Source organism: Kitasatospora sp. NPDC038210 (assembly GCF_055600605.1).
This window is the reverse complement of record NZ_JBVJYK010000041.1, coordinates 19,097-43,923: the sequence shown is the minus strand read 5'-3', so window position 1 is coordinate 43,923 and position 24,827 is coordinate 19,097. Positions and strand designations below refer to the sequence as shown.

At 72.0% G+C, this 24,827-nt stretch carries 23 protein-coding genes and 3 pseudogenes; 10 read left to right on the top strand and 16 right to left on the bottom strand.

Going from position 1 to position 24,827, the window contains the following annotated elements; translation table 11 throughout:
- Both ACZ7KX_RS39990 and ACZ7KX_RS39985 read left to right on the top strand, forming a co-directional pair.
- The coding region (locus tag ACZ7KX_RS39990; RefSeq protein WP_470330851.1) for a hypothetical protein at positions 1 to 203 on the top strand (203 nt) is incomplete at its 5' end.
- A gap of 209 nt (positions 204 to 412) precedes the next feature.
- Positions 413 to 1,039 (top strand): annotated as a pseudogene (locus ACZ7KX_RS39985) (IS701 family transposase); the annotation flags it as partial.
- Here the strand turns inward: ACZ7KX_RS39985 and ACZ7KX_RS39980 are convergent.
- From ACZ7KX_RS39980 to ACZ7KX_RS39945, 8 genes are all read right to left on the bottom strand, one after another.
- Positions 1,023 to 1,475, bottom strand: coding sequence for a hypothetical protein (locus ACZ7KX_RS39980; RefSeq protein WP_470330850.1), 453 nt, complete (start codon positions 1,473 to 1,475; stop codon positions 1,023 to 1,025). The pseudogene ACZ7KX_RS39985 and the gene ACZ7KX_RS39980 sit on opposite strands and share 17 nt — an antisense overlap.
- 140 nt (positions 1,476 to 1,615) lie before the next feature.
- Positions 1,616 to 2,800 carry a hypothetical protein gene (locus tag ACZ7KX_RS39975; protein WP_470330849.1) on the bottom strand — a complete coding sequence of 395 codons (1,185 nt, stop codon included), beginning with the start codon at positions 2,798 to 2,800 and terminating at the stop codon, positions 1,616 to 1,618.
- A gap of 71 nt (positions 2,801 to 2,871) precedes the next feature.
- On the bottom strand, positions 2,872 to 6,348 hold the full coding sequence (locus ACZ7KX_RS39970) for a hypothetical protein (protein WP_470330848.1): 3,477 nt from the start codon (positions 6,346 to 6,348) through the stop codon (positions 2,872 to 2,874).
- A 56-nt stretch (positions 6,349 to 6,404) separates the two neighbouring features.
- The gene (locus tag ACZ7KX_RS39965; protein WP_470330847.1) at positions 6,405 to 8,675 is read right to left on the bottom strand and encodes a hypothetical protein; all 2,271 of its coding nucleotides are present in this window, start codon (positions 8,673 to 8,675) and stop codon (positions 6,405 to 6,407) included.
- A 158-nt stretch (positions 8,676 to 8,833) separates the two neighbouring features.
- Positions 8,834 to 11,599, bottom strand: coding sequence for a DUF6603 domain-containing protein (locus tag ACZ7KX_RS39960; RefSeq protein ID WP_470330846.1), 2,766 nt, complete (start codon positions 11,597 to 11,599; stop codon positions 8,834 to 8,836).
- Positions 11,600 to 11,971: 372 nt separating this feature from the next.
- Positions 11,972 to 12,487, bottom strand: coding sequence for a hypothetical protein (locus ACZ7KX_RS39955; protein ID WP_470330845.1), 516 nt, complete (start codon positions 12,485 to 12,487; stop codon positions 11,972 to 11,974).
- Positions 12,484 to 12,945, bottom strand: a complete 462-nt coding sequence (locus ACZ7KX_RS39950) for a hypothetical protein (RefSeq protein WP_470330844.1) — start codon at positions 12,943 to 12,945, stop codon at positions 12,484 to 12,486. The genes ACZ7KX_RS39955 and ACZ7KX_RS39950 overlap by 4 nt, the downstream gene beginning before the upstream one ends.
- Before the next feature lie 909 nt (positions 12,946 to 13,854).
- Entirely contained in the window at positions 13,855 to 14,364 is a 510-nt protein-coding gene (locus ACZ7KX_RS39945) for an ArsI/CadI family heavy metal resistance metalloenzyme (protein WP_470330843.1), read from the bottom strand.
- A gap of 88 nt (positions 14,365 to 14,452) precedes the next feature.
- On the opposite strand from ACZ7KX_RS39945, the gene ACZ7KX_RS39940 reads away from it, so the two are divergent.
- The 4 genes from ACZ7KX_RS39940 to ACZ7KX_RS39925 are packed head-to-tail and all read left to right on the top strand — an operon-like array spanning position 14,453 to position 15,958.
- Complete coding sequence (locus tag ACZ7KX_RS39940; protein ID WP_470330842.1) at positions 14,453 to 14,842, top strand: ArsR/SmtB family transcription factor; 390 nt, start codon at positions 14,453 to 14,455, stop codon at positions 14,840 to 14,842.
- The gene (locus tag ACZ7KX_RS39935) at positions 14,839 to 14,994 is read left to right on the top strand and encodes a hypothetical protein (RefSeq protein ID WP_470330841.1); all 156 of its coding nucleotides are present in this window, start codon (positions 14,839 to 14,841) and stop codon (positions 14,992 to 14,994) included. The genes ACZ7KX_RS39940 and ACZ7KX_RS39935 overlap by 4 nt, the downstream gene beginning before the upstream one ends.
- Positions 14,995 to 15,038: 44 nt before the next feature.
- Positions 15,039 to 15,458, top strand: a complete 420-nt coding sequence (locus tag ACZ7KX_RS39930; RefSeq protein ID WP_470330840.1) for an arsenate reductase ArsC — start codon at positions 15,039 to 15,041, stop codon at positions 15,456 to 15,458.
- Between the two features lie 26 nt (positions 15,459 to 15,484).
- Entirely contained in the window at positions 15,485 to 15,958 is a 474-nt protein-coding gene (locus ACZ7KX_RS39925; RefSeq protein WP_470330854.1) for a GNAT family N-acetyltransferase, read from the top strand.
- Positions 15,959 to 16,150: 192 nt separating this feature from the next.
- Here ACZ7KX_RS39925 and ACZ7KX_RS39920 read toward each other — a convergent pair whose 3' ends face one another.
- The 4 genes and pseudogenes from ACZ7KX_RS39920 to ACZ7KX_RS39905 all read right to left on the bottom strand — a co-directional run bounded on the left by ACZ7KX_RS39920 (position 16,151) and on the right by ACZ7KX_RS39905 (position 18,980).
- Complete coding sequence (locus ACZ7KX_RS39920; protein WP_470330839.1) at positions 16,151 to 16,435, bottom strand: hypothetical protein; 285 nt, start codon at positions 16,433 to 16,435, stop codon at positions 16,151 to 16,153.
- 94 nt (positions 16,436 to 16,529) lie between these two features.
- A pseudogene (locus ACZ7KX_RS39915) lies at positions 16,530 to 16,745 on the bottom strand (IS110 family transposase); the annotation flags it as partial.
- 313 nt (positions 16,746 to 17,058) lie between these two features.
- Entirely contained in the window at positions 17,059 to 18,579 is a 1,521-nt protein-coding gene (locus ACZ7KX_RS39910; protein ID WP_470330838.1) for a hypothetical protein, read from the bottom strand.
- A 275-nt stretch (positions 18,580 to 18,854) separates the two neighbouring features.
- Positions 18,855 to 18,980 carry a hypothetical protein gene (locus ACZ7KX_RS39905; protein ID WP_470330837.1) on the bottom strand — a complete coding sequence of 42 codons (126 nt, stop codon included), beginning with the start codon at positions 18,978 to 18,980 and terminating at the stop codon, positions 18,855 to 18,857.
- Between ACZ7KX_RS39905 and ACZ7KX_RS39900 the strand changes: the two genes are divergently transcribed.
- Positions 18,979 to 19,284 carry a hypothetical protein gene (locus ACZ7KX_RS39900; protein ID WP_470330836.1) on the top strand — a complete coding sequence of 102 codons (306 nt, stop codon included), beginning with the start codon at positions 18,979 to 18,981 and terminating at the stop codon, positions 19,282 to 19,284. The genes ACZ7KX_RS39905 and ACZ7KX_RS39900 overlap by 2 nt on opposite strands.
- 40 nt (positions 19,285 to 19,324) lie before the next feature.
- Here the strand turns inward: ACZ7KX_RS39900 and ACZ7KX_RS39895 are convergent, their stop codons facing one another.
- Positions 19,325 to 19,747 carry an Hsp20/alpha crystallin family protein gene (locus ACZ7KX_RS39895; protein ID WP_470330835.1) on the bottom strand — a complete coding sequence of 141 codons (423 nt, stop codon included), beginning with the start codon at positions 19,745 to 19,747 and terminating at the stop codon, positions 19,325 to 19,327.
- Positions 19,748 to 19,783: 36 nt separating this feature from the next.
- Between ACZ7KX_RS39895 and ACZ7KX_RS39890 the strand changes: the two genes are divergently transcribed.
- The gene (locus tag ACZ7KX_RS39890; protein ID WP_470330834.1) at positions 19,784 to 20,182 is read left to right on the top strand and encodes a hypothetical protein; all 399 of its coding nucleotides are present in this window, start codon (positions 19,784 to 19,786) and stop codon (positions 20,180 to 20,182) included.
- Positions 20,179 to 20,343 (top strand): hypothetical protein, encoded by a 165-nt coding sequence (locus tag ACZ7KX_RS39885; protein WP_470330833.1) that lies wholly within the window; start codon positions 20,179 to 20,181, stop codon positions 20,341 to 20,343. The genes ACZ7KX_RS39890 and ACZ7KX_RS39885 overlap by 4 nt, the downstream gene beginning before the upstream one ends.
- A gap of 393 nt (positions 20,344 to 20,736) precedes the next feature.
- Here the strand turns inward: ACZ7KX_RS39885 and ACZ7KX_RS39880 are convergent, their stop codons facing one another.
- Entirely contained in the window at positions 20,737 to 21,879 is a 1,143-nt protein-coding gene (locus ACZ7KX_RS39880; RefSeq protein ID WP_470330832.1) for a GAF domain-containing protein, read from the bottom strand.
- A gap of 352 nt (positions 21,880 to 22,231) precedes the next feature.
- Entirely contained in the window at positions 22,232 to 22,360 is a 129-nt protein-coding gene (locus ACZ7KX_RS39875; protein ID WP_470330831.1) for a hypothetical protein, read from the bottom strand.
- A 1,007-nt stretch (positions 22,361 to 23,367) separates the two neighbouring features.
- Here ACZ7KX_RS39875 and ACZ7KX_RS39870 point away from each other — a divergent pair.
- On the top strand, positions 23,368 to 24,159 hold the full coding sequence (locus ACZ7KX_RS39870) for a hypothetical protein (protein ID WP_470330830.1): 792 nt from the start codon (positions 23,368 to 23,370) through the stop codon (positions 24,157 to 24,159).
- A 48-nt stretch (positions 24,160 to 24,207) separates the two neighbouring features.
- Here the strand turns inward: ACZ7KX_RS39870 and ACZ7KX_RS39865 are convergent.
- Positions 24,208 to 24,537, bottom strand: a pseudogene (locus ACZ7KX_RS39865) (pyridoxamine 5'-phosphate oxidase family protein); the annotation flags it as partial.
- Positions 24,538 to 24,827: the final 290 nt, after the last annotated feature.

The window sequence follows — 24,827 nt, the reverse complement described above, 5'->3', positions numbered from 1 at the left end:
CATCACCCGCAGCCGCCTCGGACGCCTCACTCGCCAAGGCTTCCTCACCCAACCCGAACGAGGCCGCTACCAGAAACGGACTTAACGTCCACTCAGGTCTCGTGTCGGCGCCGCGCGGTGAGGACGGTCACCCCGTTGAGCACCTGCAGCTCGTCCTCCAGGGCGCTTTGTCGATGGTCAACTGGCGGATCGCCCCGGCGTAGATGCGAACCAGCTTGCGCAGGTCGCTGTTCTCCCGCGGGACGCGGGCGCTCGACGGCGGCAGGCCGAGCTCACGCCGGGTGAAGAAGACCCACCAGCCCAGCACGCCCGGATCTCCTGATCTGGATCGCATCGCTGGAACCTCGTAGTGCTTGGTCAGGTCGGCGTGGTGGTGGCGTGTCCTGGGGAGTGGGTGGGGCGTTGTTGATGCGTGACACCTGGGGAGGTGGCCGAGGTCCGGGAGGACCTGGAGGCGTTCACGGCGGAGTTGTTCGACGCGTTCACACGTGCTGACCAGCGGCGTCGCGGTGAGGCGTATGTGCGTGGGCTGCTGTTCGACGGCAAGCGGAAGTCGGTGGAGCCGATGGCTGCGCGGCTCGGAGAGGACGGGAACCGGCAGGCTCTCGCGCACTTCGTCACGACGAGCCCATGGGATCCGGCGCATGTCCGGGCACGCTTGTCCTGGCGGATGCAGGACGCCATCGATCCGACCGCGCTGGTCATCGACGACACGGGGTTCCTCAAGGACGGCGACGCGTCGGCGTGTGTGTCGCGGCAGTACACCGGAACCGCCGACAAGGTCACCAACTGCCAAGTGGGCGTCTCGCTCCACCTGGCCCGTGACCACGCCTCGGCACCGGTCAACCGGCGGCTGTTCCTCCCCGCCACCTGGGACCCGGAATCGGCGAAGGCCGACCCGGAGAAGGTCGCCCGCCGTGACCGATGCGACATCCCTCCCTGCCTGGGCCACGTGGGGAAGTGGCAGCTGGCCCTGGACATGATCGACGAGACCCGGTGCTGGGGTGTCCGCGTTCCGCTCGTCATCGCCGACGCCGGATAGCCAGCGGCCGGGCAACCAGATCCGGCGGGGTACAGCCGGACCCGGTAGTCAAGATCAGCAACGTCCACGCCGGGCACCGTAGCTGCTGCCCCTGACACCACCGGCCGCGCCCAGCAGTCGGCGGACAGGTCCGCGACGGCCTGCTGCCGGCCCTCCAGCGCGAGGGGTCCGGCGTCGGTGACGACCAGCGCGACCGGCGGGTACCCGGCACGGGTGTGGCCGGGCCAGTCCGCCGCCACCAGTGCACCGTCCGGCCGGCCGGCTCCCGGTCGACGAGGGCCGGGTCGTTGTCGCGGACCTTGGTGCGGAACAGCTCGCGGTACCGGGGGAACTTCGCGGCAACGCCAGCCGGGGCCATCGTGGAGCGGTCGACCTCCACCATCAACACCGGCACCCCGATCTCCGGGGCCCGCCACACCCCGTCCGGACGCACCTTGCGCCGGCCGCCCGGCAGCAGGCGGGCACAGCGTCCGGATCAGCTGAACCAGACACCACCCCGTCCCGCTACGAGGCCACACCGGACGGTTCCAAACAGGGCAGAGCTTCGCAAAGACCGCAGCAGCAGCTTAAAAATCAAGCTTCGACCTGCTCCTCGCCGGTAGCGCCGAGGTAGACCGGCTTGCTGGTGGCGGCGCCAAACGCCACCCAGTCGACCTTGATTCGGTTGCCGCCACTGCCCCGGCTGAGTGAGTATCCAAAGTTCTGGCCCGCGCCGACAGGGATCATGGCGGACGCGCTGTCTGTGCCTGGCGGACAGTGTGCCTGTGCGTTGAAGCTCGCCTCGCCGCTCCAGAGCGTGGCCCTGCTGCTCCCTTCACTGGTGCGGACCGTTACGGTCACCCATCCGAAGGTAGGGGCTGTCCAGCTCTGTTGCAGTTCTTCCTTAGTGCCTGAGCCAAGAGAGGCCAGCTCCCACTTCCTGAATGCGTCGGTGGCCCCCCTGACGGCAAGTTCGCCGTTCAGGGTCGTGGTGCCGTGCACGGTGAGGCTGCCGATGTCGAGGTCGGGTTTGGTGACGGTGACCTGGGCGGAGAGGATGCGGATGACGGGGTTGGTGGGGTCGCCGGTGGTGGCGCGGAGGTAGAAGGTGGTGTCGGATTTGATGCCTTCGAGTTCGAGGCTGGTGCGGTTGGTGACGTCGCGGTTGACGTCGCCGTAGAGGAGTTCGTAGGTGGCGTTGGTGGAGCGTTCCCAGGTGAGCTTGACGTCGCCGCCGTTGGGGATGATGGACGGCTCGCACAGGAAGTTGCGCAGGTAGAAGTCGGCGGGGAACTTGCCGAGGTTGAAGACGGTGGCCCGGTTCTGGAAGGCGGAGCTTCCGGTGCGGGAGCGTTCGGTGACGGTGATCGGGGCGGTGCCGACCTTGCGGCTGACGGGGATGTCGGACAGCTGGATGGTGAACCCGGTGTCGGGGCCGATCGGGGCGTGGCTGCCGGCAGGCGCGCAGACGAACTCCTTGGCGGCCGCGTCCAGGCGCACGGTCCAGCCGGTGAGGCTGATCCTCGGGCTGATCTTCGCCAGGTCGGTGGCGAGGTCGGGTGCCATCGGTCCGGCCGGGACCTTCACCTTGATCCACTCGACGTCGGCCGGTGTGCCGCTCTGTCGGGCGACCGAAATGACCACCTCGCCGATCTCCTCGGGGACCTGCGGGTTCTCGGACGAGGCCTTCAGCGGACTCGGGGTCGTGGTGACCTGATACGTCAACAGCGGATCGTCGGCAGCGGCACCAACGTTCTGGGTCTGGATCACGACGGACACGGGCGGTTCTCCTGCGGGATTCGTGGGCCGCGCCGCCCCGTTGCCGAGACGGCGCATCGCGGCGGCTTGTGTCAGTGGTCGGTGCGGCTGTGGGCGGCGGCGTCGGAGAGGGTGAGGAAACCGGAGCGGACCTCGGGTTCGGCCAGGGGCAGGTCGTACTGGTCCTGGCTGAGGATCGGCAGCCTCGCCCAGTCGCCGCCGCGGTTCTCAGACCAGGTCCAGGTGCCGACGACACCGGCCGGGGTCGGCATGAGGACGGTCTCCTCGCTCTCGCCCTGCGGGCCGCGCAGGGCGGTGGTGGCGGCCAGGAGCGGGCCGGTGCGGAAGTTCACGCTCATCCGGGCGATCGCCGACTCGGTGAACTCCTGCGGGACGAAGACCGTCTTGGTCGCGAGGATGTCGGTGGTGGCGTGCACGGCGGCTCGCGGGTCCAGCAGCACGGTGGCGACCGCAGTGCTGTGGTCACCGAAGTCCAGCTCCAGGCTGGGCCGGTCACCGATCGGGCGCAGGTACTGGCCGGCGCCGGCGGCCGGGTCGACGACGGTCTCGAAATGCTCGTAGTCGTCGCCGAGGACGTACCCGACCAGGCCGTCGTCGCTCTGCTGCGCCTCGCCGAGGCGGATCGCCCACGGGTAGCTGGGCAGCTGGGAGGGCGAGGGCTTGAAGAGGTTCTGCCAGCTGACATCGGTGCGCAGGGGGCCGCGCAGGTCCATGGTGAGGCGGGTGCGGACCAGGGCGAGGGGGCGGCCGAGGAGGAAGCCGAGGCCGGGGTCGGCCGGGCCGTCGGGGTCGATGGTCTGCAGGGCGCGGTCGACGGTGGCGCGGAACGCGTCGAAGGTCTGCGGGCCGCGGGACTTCACGGCGTGCAGCAGCCGGTAGGTGTGGCGGGAGAGCGCTTCGAGCTGCTCGAAGCGGGTCACCTGGGAGCCGGGCAGGGCGCTCCAGGAGACTTCGCGCTGGCTGCTGGGGTTCAGGGTGACCCGGAGTTCGCCGAGCGCGGCGCCGTCGGGAGCATGGACGACGAGGGACTTGTCGAGGCGGTTGTGCAGCAGCCAGGCGCAGACCGGGTTGGCGCCGGGGGTGAGGTCGGTGTCCTCGTCGGTGTCGGCGGCGAGGAAGTCGAAGCGCAGCCGGGCCGGCTGGAGCAGGCGCGGGGCGAGCTCGACCAGGCGGTCGCTGTCGTAATCGCTGACGGGGTGGGCCGGGCGCATGGTGTCGGGCATCTCGGGGTGGAAGTGGCTCGCGGCGCCGATGAGGTTGACGGAGCGTCCGAAGCGGTCGACGACGGCCAGGTCGAGGAAGGCGAGCTGGCCGGCCCGCAAGTCCTGGAAGGTGGAGTCGGGCCACTCGTCCCAGTCGCTGGCGGGCATACCGCCGGGGTCGGGCGGGGGGTAGTCGCCGTTGCCGATGAACGCGGCGAGGTCGTCGTCGGTGGGCTGGAGGCCGGCGAGAGGCCGGCGTTGGGCGATGGCGGCGCCGAAGCCGTCGAGCGCTTGGGAGAGGTAGTCCGTCTCGCGGGCCTGGGAGCGGACCTGCCGCACGGCGTCGGCGGGAAGGTGGTCGCGCACGCGGACGTAGGTCTGCAGGGTGCCGTCGACGATGTGGCCCGCGGAGGGGGCGAGTGTCTGGCGGCCGGAGACGACCAGCGGGGTGCCGGGCTCGCCGGTGCCCTTCCACTGGTAGCGGGAGCCGTCGACGAAGTCCCAGTGCGCGGTGTCGCCGTCGCGCACCGGTAGCGGGAAGTACTCGGCCTTCCAGAGCAGGAACAGGGGCTGCCAGGGCATGGCCCACGGTGTGGTGCCGTACTCGGGCAGGGTGCCGGTGACGTCGCTGATCTCGCCGGTCGCAAGGGCCCGGTCGAGGATGAGGAATTCGGCGAGCAGCGCGGGCAGGCAGGGTGGCTGCTGGCCGGTGAGGTTGATCTGGGCGGCGACGGGTGCGACGTCGGTGGTGGTGATGCCGGAGGCGCGGGTGACGAGGCGTTCGGGGGTGCGGCAGGGCAGGGCGGTGTCGCGGGTGAGGGGGGCGTGGAGGTTGGCGCCCTGGAGGGTGAGGACGGGGTCGGCGCTGTACTCGAAGTCTTCGGCGGGGACGCGGATGAGGCGGCGGGCGGCGCGGGCGCCGTAGGCGGGGTAGAGGGCGTTGATGCGTGCCGCCAGGTCGGCCTCGTTCTTGCCCCAGGGCAGTTCGGCGCGCTGCTGGGCCAGGCGACGGGCGAGGGCGACGACGCGTCCGGCCGCACCGTTCGCATTGGCGGGGTCGAGTTCGTCGTCGATGCGGCTGTTGAATTCGTCGGACTTGCGTTCCAGGTGGGTGAGCCACCACAGGTGGTAGAGGTGTTCGCGGGCGGTGTCGAGTTCGGCTTCGGTGGTGTCGTGTTCGGCTTGGCGGCGGTTGAGGTCGGCGACGGTCTCGGCCTCCGCCGCGCGGGCGGAGCCGGACGTGGTGCGGCCGGTCTCCTCGCCGCGTTCGCCGATGAACCAGCGGTATCCGCCCGGGACGGGGCCGAAGGCGGCGTCGTGGGCGCGGCGATCAGTGAGGATGTCGGCCTCGGGGCGGTCGCGCTCTTCGAGGGCGTCGATGCCGCCGAGGAGGAAGGCGCGGAACAGGTCGGCGTCGTCGTCGGACAGGGCGCCCTGGCCGCCGGCCTGGGCGCCGAGGTGAGCGACGGCCTCGGCGATGCTGTTGGACACGATCGCGGTGACGTCGGCCGGCTTGGGGCAAGGCGAGTCGGGGACGGGGCCGGCCAGGTCCCAGTCCAGGCCCAGGACGGTCCCGGAGTAGACGGAGGAGCGGATGCCGCTGCCGGACCCGGCGGGCGGCCTCCACTGCAGGCGCTCCAGCAGCGCGGTGAGGTCCTCGGTGCCGGCCAGGATGTCGCTGTCCGGCTGGGCGTACCAGCCGGCGACGAAGTAGCTCAGCCGCTCCCGGGCGGGCAGCTCGTTCCCGGGCGCGTCGAGGAGGGTGTCGTGGAGGGAGAAGACGTTGGTGTTGTAGGGCTGGAAGACCGAGAAGGTCAGCAGACCGGGGCCGATAGCGGTGAGGAAGGGCGCTCGACGGTTGGTGGGCTCGCGCCAGGGGCCCGTGAGCTCGTGGCACTTGCCGATCAAGGTCCCGGCGGGCTTCCCGCCCTCGGGGTCGGGGTCATAGTCGGGGTTCTGGAAGGAGACGCTGCCGTCCATCGAGTCGAGGTAGTCGCTCTCGACGATCCACGCCTTCAGCGCGCGGTTGTTCTCGCGGTGGCGGACGACCAGCCACCGGTTGGGCACCAGCGGGAAGCCGCCGACGCCCTCCTCCTCGTCGTGGCGGCCCCGGGTGAGGGCTGCGGGCAGTTCCCACTGGAGGTAGACGCCGAGTCGCTCCTCCTTGCCGGTCCACTCCTCGGGACTCTCGAAGGGTGCGGGCTCCGGCGCGACGCCTTCGCCGATGTTCTTGAAGTTCGTGGTCCAGCGGTGGAAGACGTGCGGGGTGCCGGTGTCGCGGGTCTGCCGGTTCACGGCGAGAGCCGCGACCTCGACCGGCACGACGAGGGTGGTGTCCACGGACATGGCCCGGGGTCCTTTCATACAGCGCTTGGCAATGCGGCGCGGGAACAGGGCGGGGCTCAGGGCCGGGAGAAGGTCTGCGCCTGAGGAGCGTTGATCATCTGCAGGGCGAACTGGGCCGAGGAGATGAGCTGGCCTCCGGGCAGCCCGTGGGCGCTGGACAGGGCCGGCACCAGGGCGTCGCCCGTGCCGTGGACGTTGAGGACATCCTGGCCTCCGGGGCGCAGGAAGCGCCGGAAGCGACTGTCATCGGCCGGCGGGGGCGGCGGGAACTCGCCCATCGGGTAGCCGATCCGGTCCCCGCTGATCGCGCGCAGCTCGATGGTGCCGATGTCGCCGATACCGAAGCACAGTCCGCGCGGCGGCTCCGCCAGCTCGAAGCGGTCGATCACCTCCGGGTAGAGGAGAAGGCGGATCTCGGTGCCGAACACCGCGTCACGCACCGGTTCCACCGCACTGCTGCCCCTGTGGGCGGTGACGATGGTGTTAGGCCAGTTGGGGACGAGGCTGGAGTTGATCAGCACCGCGCTCTTCGGCACAGGGCCGCCGCCGGTGGCGAGCTTGTTGAGGTCGGCGTCCAGGGCGTGGCCGACACCGACGCTCAGCGCGCCATCGATGGCCGCCCGCACCCAGTCGGCATCGATGTAGGCGAAGCGGATGCTCTCGGTGGGCAGCGCGCGGGCGTCGGGGACCAGGTGGGACAGGCTCAGCATCTCCAGGCGGCGCAGCGCGTCCAGCCAGGCGGTGACCTTGGCGAACTGGTCGGGGGCGGCCTGGGTGAGGAGGCTTGCGACGCCGGGTTGGGCGAGGACGGTGCGTGCGTCGCCTACGGCTCGGCGGGTGCGGGTTGCGGTGCGGCGGCGGCCGGCGCGCAGTTGGGGGCCGGCCTGGTCGAGGGCCTGGGTCAGGAGGGCGCCGCCATCTTGGGCGGCGCCGGTTTCGGTGCCGTTGGTGAGGAGGCGGTCGAAGGCTTCGAAGGCGAGGGGTGCGGTGAGGTGGCGGCCCGTCAGCGCGGTTGCGGCGCGGGTGGCGAGTGCGGGGTGGGAGGCGAGGCGGCGGGCGGCGGAGCGGGCGGCGGAGCGGAATTCCAGCAGGGCGGTGCGGAATTCGGCGTCGGCGAGGGCGAGGGTGCGGCCGAGGGTGAAGGCCGCGGCGTAGGCGGTGTCGAAGACGCCGTACTGCTGGAGGTAGATCAGCGCCTCGCCCGGAGATTCCAGGCGGGTGACGCCGGGGGTCGCGGACGGGCTGGGGAGTTCGCGGGCGGGTTGGGCGGTGAGCGGGCCGCGGTAGAAGGCGAGGGTGCGCTCGCCGCTCTCCAGGCGCTGCGGCAAGGCGACGGACCCGCTCGCCATGCGGTCCAGGGCCTCCTTCTGCGGTCCGGTCGGGTTCGCCGGGCCCGTGGCCGGGACGCGCAGGCGCAGTTGATCGGCGGGGCGTGGGGTGGTGCCGTCGGCGGTGGCCAGGTGGTGGGCGAGGTCGCCGAAGCCGACGCCGGAGTCGGGTTCGGTGGTGAAGGACCAGGAGACGAGGGAGACCAGGCGCACGCCTCCTGGCGGGGCGGGTGTGGTCAGATGCTGGGCGAAGCCTTCGAGGGAGACCAGGTGCACGACGTGGCGTCCGCCGGCGGCGGCGGGGAAGCGGTTGGTGACGAGGACGGCGTTGAGTTCACCTTCGTCCGGTTCGGGGTCGGCGCCGGCGCGGGTGGCGTCGGGGCGCCCGCCCTCGCGCAGGTGCGCGAGGTAGCCCATCTCGACGGGCAGCGGCTTGACCGCGTCGAACAGGGCGGTGGGGACGTGGATGGTGGCGCACTGCTCGTCGTACTCGTCGGGGCGCAGGCTCTCCGGCGGCAGGGCGGGCGGACGGCCGGCGCCGAGAGCCCCGTCCAGGAGCCGGCGCACGGTGCCGGTCTTGACGAGGCCCACGGCGTCGGGGTCCTCGGGCAGTTCGTCCTCGCGGAAGAGCAGCAGGGCCATCCACGGCACGGCGGCCGGCTGCCCCGGGGCCAGCAGGCGGTTCCAGGGCAGGCCGGGGGCGTCGAGGTTGATGTGGGCGAGGGTCTGGCTGTAGGTGCCGACCGCGTCCGGGACCGGGAACTGGGCGTTGATGCCGGTCGCATCGACGCTGAAGCGCGGCTGGACGACGTCGAAGGGCTGCGGGACGGCCTCGATGGGCCGGTCGGCGCCGCCGACGTCCTTGAGGGTCTGCCGGTTGCCGATGGTGTAGCGGCCGGCGTGCAGGGAGGGGATGCGGTGGTCGAAGAACCGGGTGCGGTGCTCAGCGCCGGGAGCGCTGGTGCGCGGCGCTGGGCCTGGTTCGGACGTGGTGGTCACGGGCGTGCCTTTCGACAGGACGCGGCGGTGGGCGAATGTGGGCGGGCCCGGTGGGAGGGAGGGCGCGCGGCGAAGCGGTGCGGGCGCGGGGCGGGTGCGCGGTGCCGGGCCGGCGCACCGCACGGTGGCGCGGGGCGGCCCGATGTGGCGCGCCGGTGTCAGCCGGCCACGAGCATCGGCTCGGCGGTGAACGCGGTGCCGGCCGCGTTCGCGTAGGCGCTCAGGTCGGTGTCGAGGGTGCCGAGATCGACGCCGAGGCCGGTGAGGGCCTGGGCCAGGGCGGTGCGGTTGCCGCGGGTGGTGGCGGTGTCGATGCCGTCTTGGATCGCGGCGATCACCTCGCCGGGACGCGCCGGCACCGGGCCCGTGGCCGGTTCGCCGGCGTTGAGGGGCTGGTTGCCGTCGGGGTTGATCGGGTCGAAGGAGATGGCCTTCTCGTCGAGGAACCCGGTGGAGGTGCCGTGGTCGACCGGCGGCGAGGTCAGCCGGATCCCGAGGATCCGGTCGGGGATGATCCCCTCGCCGGGTGCGTCGGCCCGGGTGCCCCACAGGCCGTTGGGGACGTTGCCGCGCTGGACCGCGCGGCCCCAGGGCGTCAGCGTGTAAGGGGCGCCGTCGCGGGTGAGCCGGACTCGCAGTTCGCTGCCCTTGCCCCGCAGGTGCATGGGCAGGATGTCCACGGTGCTGTCGGTGGCGACCGGCGTGGTGCTGCCCTGGTCGAGGAAGACCTTGCTGACGGGGGCCTGGGTGTCGGCGGTGAACGTGAAGCCGCCGTTGCTGACCAGCCACGGCTTGACGGCGCCGCGGGTCGGCGGGGCGCCCTCGCCCTCGTAGCCGGCGATCGCCGTGGTGCGGACCATGTTCTCCGGCGGTGGCAGCATTCCCTGGAAGCCGCCCCAGTCGAGCGCGGGCGCCTCGCTGCGGCGGTCGGCGCCGAAACCGATGGTGAAGGAGACGAACCACAGGTGGACGGTGGCCTCGCCGCCGACCGCAGGGCCCCAGACGCGGACGCTGACGCCGACCTCGACCGAGATCCTGATCTTGACGAACCAGATCTTGATGGTCGCCGAGACCCCGACCCGGATGCCCATGCCGACGTCGAAGTAGAAGGGATTCCATTCCAGGAGCGCGTCGACGCGGGCGGTCAGCCAGGCGCGCAGCATGCCGGACTGGAAGACGACGTCCAGGGAGCCGCCGGCTATCAGGGACTTGGGGGTGAAAGCGGCGTAGGCGTTGCCGGTGATGTTGACGGTGGAGCCGACGCCCCAGGTCAGTCCGGCGGGCTGCTGGCGCGGGTAGCGGGCGGGCAGTTCCCGGCCTGCGGGGATGGCGCCGAGCATGAACGCGAAGTCGCCGGCCTGCGGGTGATCGCCGAACCAGAACTTCATGCCGACGCCGCCGCGCAGCTTGCAGTTCGGGTCGATGAGGAAGGTCTTCTCGGTGAACGCCGCGCCGATGCTCAGCTCCCCGGCTGTCGGGCGCAGCGTCGCTTCGATGCCGATCTCCACGCGGGCGATCTTCTTGGTGCTCTTGGTGGGCAGCTGCATGCCGGCCGCGCCGAGCAGGCTGATCGTCAGGTCGGAGCCGGTCTGCACCAGCGCCATGGCGCGGCCGCTGAACGTCTCGAAGCAGTCGAAGGCAAGTCCCGCGGCGAACCAGAGGTCGCCCTGCTGCGGGCGCACCCACGGACTTCCGCCGCCGATCAGCTCTGACAGGACCTTGAGCGGGTCCACCTCGTCGTCGTCGGCGCCGATCGCGCCCGGATTGTCCAGGGCCATCAGGAAGGGGAAGCCGTCCAGGGCGTCGGCGGCCGGAACGCGGACGCGGCTGTTCCAGCCGAACCCGGCGGAGATGCCGCGCACCTGGAACAGCGGCGGGCCGAAGCCGGTCTGGCTGCCGAGGGAGCCGTAGGCGAAGAGCGACGGATCCGCGCCGCTGCCGGGGACGACGTAGGCGCCCATCGCGGAGCCGTTGAACGCTCCCGTGTCCACCAGCAGCACCCCGCCGACCACCGTCTTGTACGGCGGGGAGGCCGGCAGGGCGGTCAGCGCGCCCGCGATGCGCAGCGGCGGGTTGTAGTAGTCGACGCTCAGGCCGTTCTCCCCGCCCGGTGTGCCGATCGGCGACCAGCCCCGCGTCGTCGGGGCCTCCAGGACCCGCATGCCCTTGCGGCGGCGCGGCCCGGGGCGGGGGGTGAGGATGCCGTGCTCGGTGACGAGCGCCTTCGGGGCGCGGTCCGCCTCGCGTTCGGCAGCGGTGCGCACGCGCGCCGCGGGCAGCGGCCGTCCCAAGCCGTCCAGGCGCCCCGCGTCGGCCGACGGCGCGGGCGTGCGGGCGGTGAGCCGCAGGGCACGCCCGTCCACCACCGCCCACACCCCGGCGGGCAGGGCCTCACCGCCCGCACGGATGCCCAGGCCGGCGAGCTGCCCGGGTGTCAGGTCGTGCCCGCAGTGGACCAGCTGCCAGCCGTCGGACTCCGCCACAAACACCCGCGCGTCGTCAGAGACGGTGGCGCGCCCTCGCGGGCCGGTCGCGGTCAGACTGCTACCCGACCCGTCCCGCACCAGCAGGAGCCGCTCGACATCGGGCCCCGGCAGAGGGGGCAGGTCGATGCCCAGCGCGCGGGCGAGTTCGTCCGCGCGCGTGCCGGGCGCCGGCAGCTCGGCATCCAGAGCGACATCCGTGACGGTGCTGCCGTCATGTCGGAACGTCACCCGCACCGGCACCGGCCCGCCCGCGAGCGGCGTGACCGCGGTACCGGACACATGCACGGCACCCGGGTCGCCGTTGCCGGCCGCCAACAACGCGACCCCGTCCGGGAACAGGGGTCGGAAAGCCTCACCGATGCCCAGCACCTCCCCGGGCAGGCACTCGTCCGGGCCGGAGTCGAGCAGCTTGCGCAACTCGTCCACGTGGATCGTCACAGCCGTCCTCATTTCCCTGCCGCGCGTGGGCATGCCGAGGCCTCCCGGACAACAGCCACCCGGGATAGTGATCGTTCAGTGACGGATCGTAGTGGCAATTTCATCCGCGTCCGGTCAACCGGCGCGAAGCAGCCGGGCAATCGACCGGAAACAATCCGCAGCCAAACAAGCCAGGCACCACACGCGAAGCAGCAACCACGACCGGCCCCACCAGCCACCTCACCACCGCTCACAGGGCCACCTGCGGCCCACCCCACGGACCCCCGAGCCACCCAAACCGGCCCAGCGGCAGGAGAACCGGGCGCAGCGAAGCAGCAGACCGCTCAGGACCACTCGTGGCGCCCCAGCCTTGCCGCAGTCCGCCGGGGGCGGTCAGAATCGGCTGCGGTGCACCCTCGGACGGGTGGGCGGGGCCCGGTCGGCGCCGCGCAGCGCGAAGGCCGCGGTGCGGGTGCGCTCCAGCCAGCTCATGACCTGGCGCAGCGTGGCGGGGTCGAGTTGGCGGGGGAGGACACGGACGGCCTGGTGGTCGTCGTCGGTGAGGGTGTGGAGGGCGGCGCGGCCGAGGGCGGTGTAGAGAGGCTGGGCAGCGGTGCCGGCGAGGCGGCGGTGGGCGGCGTCGGTGGTCTGCCGGGCCTCGCGGGCGCAGGCGGCGAGGCCCTGGCGGTGGCGCTCACGGCGCAGCGCGTGCTGGAGGGCGGTGTCGTGGTCGGGGTCGTAGCGCTCTGCCCGGGTTTCGGCGGTGCAGTCGTGGACGCGCTGCCACTCGGCCAGGGCGTCGGCCGCGGTGGCGTGGGCGGCCTCGTGGCCGACGTCGGCGTACCGGTCGGCGGCGCGCTCGCCCTCCCGGGCCCGGTGCAGGGCCTGCTGGAGGTCCTCCCGGGTCATCCCGGCCGCCCGGCGGCGGACCCGGCTGCGGACGTCGCGGAGCAGCCCGTCGTCCTGGTCGTCGTCCTCGTCCTGGGTGAAGGGGGTGCGGGCGGGGTGCTGGGCGAGGGCGGCGTGCAGCGTCGCGCCGGCCTCCCACGCTCGGCGTGGACGACGGGCTCCGACAGGCCGCCGTCCGGGCGGGCGCCGAGGACGACCCGGCCGTCGACCAGGGCCACCCAGCCGTCCAGGCCGTCGACGTCCTTCTCGGTCCAGCCGCGGGCCACGTCGGCGCCCTGGTGGAGGGTGCGGACGCCGTCGTGCCGGGTCCAGCGCAGCCACATCGCGCCGCGCACCATCGGGAAGTCGTGCATCGGGCGGCCCAGGTCCCGGTCCACGGGCGCGGACCGGCTGCTGTACAGGGCCAGCTCCAGCCGTCCGGGCGCGGCGGCGGGGTCGGGGCGGGTGGTGTCGGTCATCGCGCGGTGCCTCCGGAAGTCGGGAACGGGGTACGCACAGCCGTCCCGGCCCGGGTGGGCCGGGACGGCGGGGTCGTGCGGGGCGGGTCAGCCGGTGACGGTCTCGGCGTGCCGGGTGAGCGCGGCCTGGTGGTCGGTCAGCTTGCCCCTCGGTGCAGGCCCCCGCCTGCTTGCGCGGCCAGGTGCCGGGCCGGAAGGCCGGGTCGTCGCCGAGGCCGGTGCGGTTGGCGGGGCCGTCGAGGGTTCCGCCGGCGGCGGGGTAGGCGAGCAGGCGGCGGTAGGAGCGGTTCCAGTCCGGCTGCGGGCGTTCGTCGAACGCCACCGCCCGGCGTCGGCGCCGAGGAGACCGCGGCGCAGCTGGCGGCCTGCGCCGCCCTGTGGGAGCAAGCCGGTCCGGGCGGCCGGGGCCGGGCGTGGGAGCGCCGCTGGCGAGCGTTCCCGCGGCTGCTGGTGGTCTTGGTCGGCACGGCGGCCGCCGGGGTGCGCGGCGCGGTGGCGGACCTGCGGCTGGCCGCCGAGGAGAACCCGACCGTCGCCGAGATGCTCGCCGTGGTCCCGGCCGGCGCCGCGCGGATCGAGGACCTGGTCCAGCGCGGCCCGTCCGCACCGGTCTGGCACCCGCTCAGCAGCAGCGGGCGTGCGGGTGGACGGAGCTGTAGGAGGCGGGCGGGAATGGCGAAGGGGCGGCCCGAGCGCGGGCCGCCCCTTTCTATCGCTGTTCTGCCTTCCCGAGCGGCCGAAGCCGCTCCCGGCAAGGTCACGATCGACCCATGGCCGCACCGTACCGCAACGGCGGGCGCGGGCAGGTGACTTACCGTCCGGTGCGGCTGCGAAAGCAGCGGCCGGCCGCCGGCCAGAGTGCCGGCCCGGTCCGCGCCGGTTCTGGGGTCGGGCCGACGTGGAACAGCGTCAGCTGCCGCACGCGCAGTTGGCGGCGGCCTTGGCCTCGGCCGGGCTCTGGGCGGAGTCGAGGGCCTGCTCGTCGGGGGTGCAGCAGGCGGTGGTGCCGCAGCAGGCGTCCGGGGCGGCGTCGGTGCTCTTGCCGAGGGTGTCGGCGTCGGCCTTGACGACGTAGACCTCCCAGGGTTCCTTGCCGGGGCCGGTGGCCCAGACCTTGTCCTGGAGGGCGTAGCAGCAGGAGGTGTCGTTCTCCTCGAAGGTGGCCAGGCCTGCGTCCTTGAGGCGGGTGGTGGCGGCGGTGACCTGCTCGGTGGTCTCGACCTCGACGCCGAGGTGGTCCAGGCGGGTGTCCTCGCCGGGCTCGCCCTCGATGAGGACGAGCTTGAGCGGGGGCTCGGTGATGGCGAAGTTGGCGTAGCCGGGGCGGCGCTTGGCGGGCTCGGTGCCGAAGAGCTTGGAGTAGAAGGCGATGGAGCCTTCGAGGTCGGCGACGCGCAGGGCGAGCTGAACACGGGACATGGCGGTCTCCCCGGTCCGAGGTCTTGTTTCGACGTCTGTCGATACAACGAGCTTGCCTCGCGGATTAGATGGCTGTCAACATAGACATATGTCGAATCTGGAAGTTCCAGTGCTCGGCCAGGACAACGCGGTGGCGTGCTGCTCGCCGATGGTCCGCGAGCCCCTGGGCGAGGAGGCCGCCGCCGACCTGGCGAAGATGTTCAAGGCCCTGTCGGACCCGGTCCGGCTGCGGCTGCTGTCCCTGATCGCCTCGCACGAGGGCGGCGAGGCCTGCGTCTGCGACCTGACCGGCCCCTTCGACGTCTCCCAGCCGACCATCTCCCACCACCTCAAGGTGCTGCGCGAAGCAGGCCTGGTCGGCTCCGAGCGCCGCGGCACCTGGGTCTACTACTGGGTGCTCCCGGCCGCCCTCGCCACGCTGTCCGCCCTGCTCCAGGCCCCGGCCGGCACCGCCGTCCCGAACGGGGGCGCGACATGACCGAGATAGCCCCGCTCCCCCGCCGCGCGGCGGGGGAGTTCGTCGGCACCGGAGCCCCGGTCGCCGTGGTGGTCGGCCGCCCCGCCGCGGCTGCCGCCGAGGACGTGGTGGTCCCGCACGGCGAGCACCACCCGGCCGCCGCCGGCCACTGAACCCCGTCCCTCCGTTCCTGTTCCTGCCCAAAGGAAGTACCCCCGTGAGCTCTCCCGCCGTCCCGTCCGTGCTGTTCGTCTGCGTCCACAACGCCGGCCGCTCCCAGATGGCCGCCGCCTTCCTCACCCGCCTCGGCGCAGACCAGGTCGAGGTCCGCTCCGCCGGCTCCGCCCCGGCCGACACCGTGAACCCGGCCGTGGTCGAGGCCCTGGCCGAGGTCGGCATCGACATCTCCGCCGAGGTGCCCAAGGTGCTCACCGTCGAGGCGGTCCAGGCGTCCGACGTCGTCATCACGATGGGCTGCGGCGACACCTGCCCGTACTTCCCCGGCAAGCGGTACCTGGACTGGAAGCTGGAGGACCCGGCTGGCCAGGGCGTCGCCGCGGTCCGCCCAATCCGCTACGAGATCGAGCAGCGCATCCGCGGCCTGCTCGCCGAGCTCGGCATCGAGGCCGTCGCGTGACCACCACCAAGGTGACCGTCGCCGCGATGCTCCCGGAGCACGCCGACCAGGTGCTGGCGATCTACCAGGCCGGCATCGAGGGCGGCGACGCCACCTTCGAGACCACCGCGCCGACCTGGGAGGCCTTCGACGCCTCCCGCCTCGCCGAGCACCGTCTGGTCGCCCTCGACAGCGGCGGCCGGGTGCTGGGCTGGGCCGCCGCCGTGCCAGTCTCCGACCGATGCGCGTACGCCGGCGTCGTCGAGCACTCCGTCTACGTCCACCCCGACGGCCGAGGACGCGGCATCGGCCTGGCCCTGCTCCAGGCGCTGCTGGCTTCCACCGACGCCGCCGGGATCTGGACCGTGCAGTCCGGCATCTTCCCCGAGAACACCGCCAGCCTCGCCCTCCACGCCAAGGCCGGCTTCCGCACCGTCGGCACCCGCGAGCGCCTCGGCCGCCACCACGGCCGCTGGCGCGATGTCATCCTGCTGGAGCGCCGCAGCCCCGCCGTCACCTGACCAGCACGGCTACCGATCGTCGGAAGAGGCCGGCACCACCGATAGGAGGCGCCGGTCCGTTCTAACCGGCCTCTGACCTGCGACGACACCCGAAACTCACCAGGGCCAAAGCGAAACTCACCAGCGCACTGGGGCGAAACTCCCCAGTGCAGACATCGCAGGTGGTTAAGCGTCAAGCGGGACGGGGTCTTATCAGCGGCCTGGAGTGGTGGGTTGCCAGGCGAGATCGAGTGCGTCGTCGATCGTGGCGGTGCTGGGCTCTTGGGAGCCGCCGAGGGCTGCGTGGCCCAGCAGCACCGGTGTGCCGATCTCCAGCGCGTGGGTGATGTCCTGGAGCATCGAGGTCACCGACGCCCACTGGGGAACGTCCAGGTTCCAGGTCTCGTGGTCCCAGAGGAGTACCGCGCCACCAGGCCCGCAGGTCGGCGGGCAGGGGCAGGCCGAGGTCTGCCTCGAACGCGTCCAGACGGGCGGCATCCGGCGCTGGTCTCGCCGGGCCTCGTCGGGTGTGCGCGGTGAGCCAGGTGCCGACGCGGCTCGAGCTGTGCAGCACTCTCAGCGAAGCAGCTGGTCAAGGAGCGACTGCGGTGAGAGCTGGTGCGGGAAAGGCGGTGTTCTCGTCGAACCGTTCGTGGTGCTGGAGGCAGTGGTGGAGCTGTCCGAGCAGGCGGTTGAAGAGGTGACGTTGGGCGGCGTGCCAGTCTCCGTGTTCGCGGCGGGCGCGGTAGTGGGCGCCGGCTCCGGGTGAGGCGGTGAGGGCGGAGAACTCCCAGAGGTAGCCGGCGTGGCCGTCCTGGCCCACATGCTCGACACCTGCGACCAGTGACCGCGCCGCAGGCCGCCGAGCGGTACGAGGCGCGCGTCACGGCCGGCCCCGGCGGCGTCATAACCGAAGAGGCCGGCTGCATCACCGGCGACCTCACCACTGGGCGGAGCTGTCGGGCACGGACCGTGTGGAGGCCCGCAGCCTCCTCCAGCACATCGGTCCCGTTCGAGTGAATCCATCCCCGGCCCAGAACCGGCCCCGGGCCCAAGCACTACCGAGAGGCCCTGCTGTCGCGCGGGACGCCGGTCGTGAGCACGGCGCATCCGGTCGGCGGCTACTTCTTCGGGGTGAAGATGAGCAGCCGGTCCAGGAGGAGTGCGGAGAGGGCGGGGCGGGTGAGGGTGTCGGGTTGCATGTAGGCGCGGGCGACGACACGCATCGTGCCCAGGTCGACGGGCCGGTCGGCGCCGTACTGGGCGCAGAAGTCGGTACCGGTGGGTGGGAGTGCGGTCACGTGCGGCCCGGTCGGTCCGGCGTCGCCGGCCCGGCTGAAGGTCCAGGCGTAGAGCTTGTCCGCGTCAGGGCGGTCGCTGATGAAGTCGCTTGCGCTGCCCTGCAGATCGCGGTTGTTCTCTGCGGTCACGGCCACCGCCGCGCGGCTGTCGGCATTGATCGTGATGCTGGAGTAGCTCGCCTGGCCGGTGGACACGTGGTTCGCGCCGTAGGCGACCATAAAGGAGCCGTCCGGCAGGGAGAAGTTGTGGGAGATGGGGTCGTCGGCGTCGTTGGACAGGGCACCCACGCCCGTGACGGGTGGATCGATCACCAGGTTGTCCTGGAGCCCCGGGTACGACTCCTCGAAGCCGCGCTCGACAACGTCGTCGTGCGCCTCGTAGCCGGGGTGGGTGTCGATGATCCGCTGGCGCAGCAGCTGCAGTTCGGGGTTGAGGTCGAGTTCGGTGGCCCCGGTCCCGGAGACGCGCAGCGGGGGAACGGGCAGTGGGTCGGGCGCGTACACCGGGGCCGTCTCGTCCCCGGACGTGTTGTGCGGCCGCACCCGGAGCACCTGGAGCGGGGGTGCGGCGCGGTAGTCGTCGAGGGCCTGCTCCGAGCCGGGATCGGCGACGGCCGTGCGCATGCCGAGGAGAAACTGGTCCGCGTCCTGGTCGAGGCCGAGCCGGTACATGGCGGGCGGGATGGTCATGTCGTTGGTGGCGCCGCCCAGCCCGGAGGCGCGCAGCATCTTGTCCACCTCCGAGCGGGTGCGCCCGTTACCGGTGATGACCAGGGCGAAGGGCCTGCTGTACGGTTCGTGGCCGGTCGTGTGCACGGTCTTGTTGTTGATCGGGTCACCCACGGCAGTCCACACGACGGGGCCGGTGTGCAGGGAGCCCTTGACGTTGGTGAGGTCGAAGGAGAAGTACTCCTCAGGCGGAGGTGTCGTGCCGATCATGACGATGGCCTCGTCCTGCCGCATGCGCCACGTCACGGGCGGGTTGGTGTTGGGGACCTGTCCGGGCACCTCCGGCAGGCTGGTGACGATGTACGGCGACTGCGGATTGGGCCACATACCGCTGAAGAGGACGCCTTCGCAGTACCGGCGGTTCAGGTCGAAGACGGCCTCACTCCCCGACTGGGAGTCGTAGCCGGATCGTGCCAGTTGGTGCTTGAACCGCTCGACCTGCTGGTCGGTGCCGGCCGGCGGGGAGGGGTGCCCGGGGCCCGGGCCCCGGGACGAGTGGGCATCCGGAGCGGGGACCGGCGGCGTGGCAGCCATCGCGGCGGGTGCGGTCAGCAGCACGGCGGCGGCCAGGGCGAGGACCGCCGGACAACGGGGCAGGGACAGACGTGACATGCGCGAGTCCTATCCGATCCGCCATTCGTACTCGCACCACCACGCCGCTACGACGTGCTGGCCTCACTCGTGCGGAACACCCGGCAGGCTCGGGACAGCCCTGCGCCCAGCGGGCCGGGAAAGCTTCGCACTCGTCCTCGCGCCGACCGCGCTGGTCTCCGCCTGTCTGCCGCTCGTCACCGCGGTGGTCGGCCCCATGACCACCTTCGGTATGCGGGTCGGCCAAGGCCTGGCCTCGGCCTCCTCTTCTCGGCGGTCGGCTGCGTCGAACTCCTCTACGGCAGCGGGGCCGGGATCTGGCTCGTACTCATCGGACTGTTCATGTGGTCCTCCGCCACGGCCGAGGTCCGCCGGGCCGCACTGGTGGCCGCGCCGCGAGGAGCGCGGGTCAAAGAGGTCATGACGATTTCCGTGGTCACCGGTCCCGACTGGCTCTCCGCGGAGCGCCTCCTCACCGATCCCACCTCGCGCACCCGCCACCCGGTGGTGCCCGCGGTCGACTCCGAGGGCCGCCCGAGCGGCCTGGTCGACCTGCGTCGCCTTGCCGTGATCCCATCCGCCCGCAGAGCCGAGATCCGCGTGGGCGACGTCGCCACATCACTCGGGCCGTTTGTGGTCGCCGCACCCGATGACAAGCGGGGGCACCGGTCGGTGCGCAGCATCAGGCCGGTGCCCGCTTGCCGAGCGGCCGCAACGCTCCGCTGACCGGTGCCGCGAAGGCCGGAGCGCCGCTGGACTCCTGCTGTCAGTCGCCGCTTGCGACCTCGATCCGCCGACTCGGTTTCTCGACCTCGCCGATCGGGGCCTTCACGGTCAGAACGCCCTTGTCGTAACTGGCCGTGATCTCCTGTTCCTTCACGCCTTCAGGCAGTCGGATGCTCCGGGTGAAGGAGCCGTAGCGGAACTCGGAGCGCTGCTTCTCCTTCTTCTCCCCGCTGCGTTCGGCGTGAACGGTCAGCACTCCGCCCTCAAGGGTGATCTCGACGTCCTTGGCGGGATCGATCCCCGGCAGCTCGGCCCTGACCACATAGGTCCCGTCCTCCTCGGACTCCTCCACCCGGATGAGGTGCTCGCCCGTCCGCAGTTCCATGGGGAAGTCCTCGAACCACTCCGAGAGGGCGGTCGGCCACCAGTGCGGCGCGCGCCTGTGGAGCAATTCTCCGGCCATCTCAAACCCTCCTCACTCGCTCGGTCACCTCCCTCCATGCTGCTGCGACGGACGGACACGCGCGATCGGAAGCATCGCCGGACTTCGAAGCAACTACCTGATCCGATCGGCAGATTCACCAAGCACCACGGATGGGGAGACCCTGCGGAGGCGGTGTCCGCGGCTGGCTTCCGCGCGAGCATCGTCGGTTCCGCGATACGGAAGCATCAGTGCTGCCGCCGCGGCGGCGTCTCCGCCCACGACCGGCCCGGGTTCGACCGGTTCCTGGCCTGCCGCGCCCGCCGCAGCGGCGCGGTCGAGGGCCTCACGGCCACTGTCACCACCCTGCGCCACGGCCAGGCCGAAGCCGTCCTGATCAACGACCCGTTCGACCTCCAGCAGCGCCTGCGGGTCGGCGTCGCACCAAACAAGTCGGCGTCTTTCGGGAGGAGTTGACGTCGCGCGGGATACGCTCCTGCTGGAAGGAGCCGGCCGACGCCGGCCTCATCCGCGCGATCGTCGGCACCCGCGCCGAACTCGTCGTCGTCCCCGGCGGTGAACTGCCACTGCCGGACGGCCTGGGAGCCCTTCTCCGCTACGACGGCGACACCGGGTGAACCCCCGGCGATCCGGCGGGCACCCGTCATCCGTGGTCCGCGTCGGCCCCGCGGATGATCTGCGGAGCCGACGCGGACCTTTCCCTTCCCCAAGGCGGAACCTGCAAGGTGAATTCCCTACGCTGGCATTGCCCGGATCAGGTGATGGAGGTCGCCGTCGGGGTCTCGTCGACCACCCTCCGGCCTCTCAGCCCGGCCCCCGAGACCAGCTCCGGGCAGCACGATCACCGCCCGAGGCCGCTCCGGCCGAGCTCCCTCGCTCGCCCTGCAGGCCATCTCCAACGCTACCCACATTCCGCCTCTGCGCCAGGGTCGAACGGACCTCCGCTCCCCGGCCGCACGTCCCTGAGCAGGTGCCGCGTGGCGCACCGGTCAGTGCCGGGACCCGCACCATCATGCGCGCGTACTCAGCCGAGTCCGGCGGCATCTCCCCGTGGACCTCCACCTCGATCTCCGGCACGCCCCGCTGTCTGCGATCTGGAGCACCGTCTCCTGGTGGTCGGGGCCGAGGCGCGTGGCCAGGCCGTGGAGCGTCAGTCCGACCGCGTAGATCTCCTTGATAGTCCTGTCGCGCGGCCTCCGGGCGATTTCGTCCCGGTCGGCGACGCGCTGGATGAGCTCGGCGTCCGCGCGGTGTGCGGCGAGCCGACGGGCGAGGGCGGCCTGGGCGGCGAAGGACGCGAGCAGGCCTAGCTGGGCCGGGTCGAAGCCAGGACGGGTATGGGAGCGGGTGAGGAACAGCACGCCCTCGATGCGGTCCGTGTCCGTGAGAGGGACGATCATTCCCGGTCCGAGCAGGGCCGGCCATGCCGGATCGGGGGTGGGGGAGCGTGCGTCGCCGGCCAGGTCGTCGGTGATGACCGGCCGCCCGCTTCGGTAGACCTGTCCGGACAGTGAAGCGTCGACCGGCTGCCTCCAGCCGCCCAGGACGTCGGCGCCCGCTCCCGCCGCGGCCTGGACGACGAGCGTGTGGCTGTCGGGATTGGGGACCGCGATGGCGGCGATGTCGGCGTCAGCGACGAGTCGTGCCTGTTCGGCCACGACCTGGAGTGCGTTCAGTTCCCGGTCCCCGGAGAGCAGGGCTGTGGTGATCTCGGTGTGGGCGCGCTGCCACAGCTCACGCTGGCGGGTTTCCTCGAACAGGCGGGCGTTGTCGACGGCGGTTCCGGCTGCCGATGCCAACACCTGCACGAGTTCCTCGTCCTCGGCCGTGAACGGTTCGGGCACATCCCCGGTGCCTCGTCGGTCCGCCGGGTAGAGGCTGCCGTAGGTCCGGCCGCGCACTCGTACCGGCACGCTGAGGAAGGTCGTCATCTCGGGGTGGCCCTGCGGGAAGCCGCAGGACGCCGCATGGCCGGAGATCCGGTCGAGCCGGACCGGACTCGGCGAACACCGCGCCGAGGACGCCCTTGCCTTCGGGCAGGTGGCCGATCCGCGCCACGGTGTCCTCGTCCATGCCGGCATGGAGGAAGTGCTCCATCCGGTCGTGCTCGTCCAGAACGCCCAACGCCGCGTAGCGCGCATCGGTGAGGTCACCGGCGGCAGTGACGATCTGCCGGAGCACGGTGGGCAGGCTGAGGCCCATGGTCACCGTCATGACCGCCTGCAGCAGGTCGCGCAGGCGGGACTGGGTCCGTAGAACCTCGCCGGCGCTGGCCAGCAGGCGGTCGACAGCTCGGTCGAGTTCCAGCCTGGCAGGGTCGGGGAACTGCAGGAACGCGCCCTCCGGTGGGCCGGTCGCCGGGTCCGGCGAGGCCCCGTCGTCTATGGGGGACGTGCTGGCAACCACGAGTGCCTCCCCCGGGTGCTGGGCGTATGGGGGATCCTGCGACCAGATTACGTCTGCGCCATGCCCGCGACCACGTTCCGCAGGGTTCCGGCGGACGGGTCACACCGGCAGGGTGAAGGAGCGGCCGGTGACGATGGTCGGGCTGATCCGCATCAGCCTTCCCGCCGGTGCCGGCCCGTAGCGCCCGTCGGGTGTCGTCGCGCCGGGCGGTTCCACCTCGTTGTTCACGGTGGAGGCGTAGCCGGTGACCAGGACGCTCCACCCGCTGCACTCGGCCGCCGCGATCCCACGCCCGGCGCTCGACGCACAACTGCCGCAGCAGAGCGATGCGCGCGGGCGGGCGGGCGGGCGGGCGGGCCACCGAAGCCGATGGCGCCGATCCGACCCCACTCCCTGGCGATCGTCCCCAGCCCCACCCGGGCCACCGCGCGCTCCCCCACCGCCTGCACCGCGTCTCCGCTGGCCTCGTTCTCCGGCCTTACCGCCGCGTGACCCTACCGGCCCCCGGTGAACCCGAAGTGGACGCCCCGGACGCAACCGCCTCGCACTGAGCAGGGAACCGGAGGCCGGGGCCGACGCACACCCCCCGGCCTCTGAACGCCTCCGGCGGGCCGGGTCCGAACCGGCACACAGCGCTGCCTTCCCACCCCCGCCGCACCCGGGCGGGCCGAACAGGCAAGAAGCGAGTATGAAGGACGGGAGGGTGATGACGCTCCGCGGCGGCCGGCACCGACCGCCGCTTCGGGACGGTGCGTACCAACAGGAGGGTGACGCAGTGGTGGAATCCGATGGGTACCGTGAGCTGAGCGCAGAGGAGCTCAACGATCTGCTGGATGCCCGGGACGCGGCCGGCTGGGACGACGACAGCGACGAGTACGACTGGCGGTACTGACCGCAGTGGGCGCCACTCACCAGTCGGGCAGTGCCCGCGCCGGAACCCGGTCCGCTGCGGACATCCGTGGGCTTCTCCCCGACGACGGCGCAGCACCCCTGACCGACGACGGGCAGCCATCGCACGCCCTCGCCCTGTTCCGCGAACCGCCTGCCGCCCGGCGGCAAGGTGCACGCACGGTCGATCGCGGGGGGTGCCGCCCTCTCGTCACGCCCGCGTCCGGGACCGACCTCGTCGGCCAGGAGCCGGTTCACCCCGTTGACCGGATCGCTGTTCTGCGAGCCGAGGCGAGCGGTACTGGCGCCGACTTCCCCGTTCAGCAGGGCTTCTACGGGATGGTCGCATGTTCGGCATGACCCCCGTGTCGGAGCCGCGCGAGCCGGGGCCGCCCGGCGCCGCACCACAGCTCCTCCCCACCGCGCTGCTCCGCCGTTCCCCGCTGCGGGTCAGCGCACACGTGCGCCCGACTGCCGCCCTGGGTGACCTGCGGGTGCCACTCGTCGCCGATCTGCTGGGACGCACCTGCGAACTCCTCGGCGGCCAGGCGTTGGTGACCTTCGCCGGCCCCAGTCATGACGATGGCCGTTGGGCTGACTTCCTCCACGACGGGAGCGCCCTCGGCATCCACCCACCGGCGGCCTACGGCAGCGTTCAAGAGGTTGCCGAAGAGACCGGCGGACCGGCTGTCGTCCACGTCACCGAACAGACAGTGGCCGCCGCGGGCACGGGCACCCACGTCCGGGTCGCCCCGCTCCGCCAACTGAGCACGGCCACGGACGCCGCTTGGCCCCCACGCCGCTCCGGGCCGAACGAGCCGCTCGGCGTACGGCTTGCACTGCTCATTCGCAAATATGACCGGCCTCTGGCACTGACGGACACCGCCGTCGACGCCGCCAGGCGAACCCTGATCGGCTGGCGGTCCGCCATGGCCGCGTGGGCCGAGGAACCGTCATCTCCCGTAGCGGCTGAAGTCCTTCACCAGGCCCGCATTGCCATGGCCGACCTCGACACCCCAGCCCTCCTCACCCTCCTCACCCGGGCCGAGAGCGATCGCGGTCCCTGCGGCGCGAAGTTCGAGACGTTCGCCTACCTCGACCGCGTCCTCGGGGTGGGCCTCGCCATGGACGTCGGCTGATCAGGAGACCGCGCCACGCAGGCCGGAATCTCGCCCCGTCCGCGCCCCTCACTGGCCCGGGGCTGAGGCTGGCGTGTCCATGATGCGGATCCGGCGACCGGTGATCGACGAGGGCTTGACCCGTATCCACACGTCGCGTCCTCCGCCCGCCCACGGGTCGGGGCTGCCGCGCCGTTCGAGGTGCTCGATGGCTTCCGGGTCGTCGAGCGGCGTCGCGGCGCCTTTCACGAGGACGCTCCATCCGCTGCGCTGGGCCTCGTCGATGTGGTCGACCTCGAATGCGACGCGGTTACAGACGGCGGCGGCCGGGGTGCTGCCCGCGGCTGTGCGGAAGATCACCGCGCCATCGAGGACCCGGAAGTTGACCGGCAGTACGACCGCCCGAGCCGCTGTCTGAGCTCGGCCACCCGCCGCCCGCTGTCCCCGGCGTGCGCCGACCCGGGACTGACCGAGTCGTCGTCCGTGTTCTTCCTGGACACCTCTTCACTCCTCTCGTCGCCGCAGCCGCAGGCTCCACGGGTCGGTCACGACAGTGGACCGGAGGGACAGGGGCCAGGCCTTCGGGTGAGGAATCCGCCTGCTCCGCCTTCCGATGCGCCTGACGTTCGTGCATGATGGCCGGAACCTGTTGAGGTACGAAGCAAGAAGCTGGTGGTCAATGAGCGGTC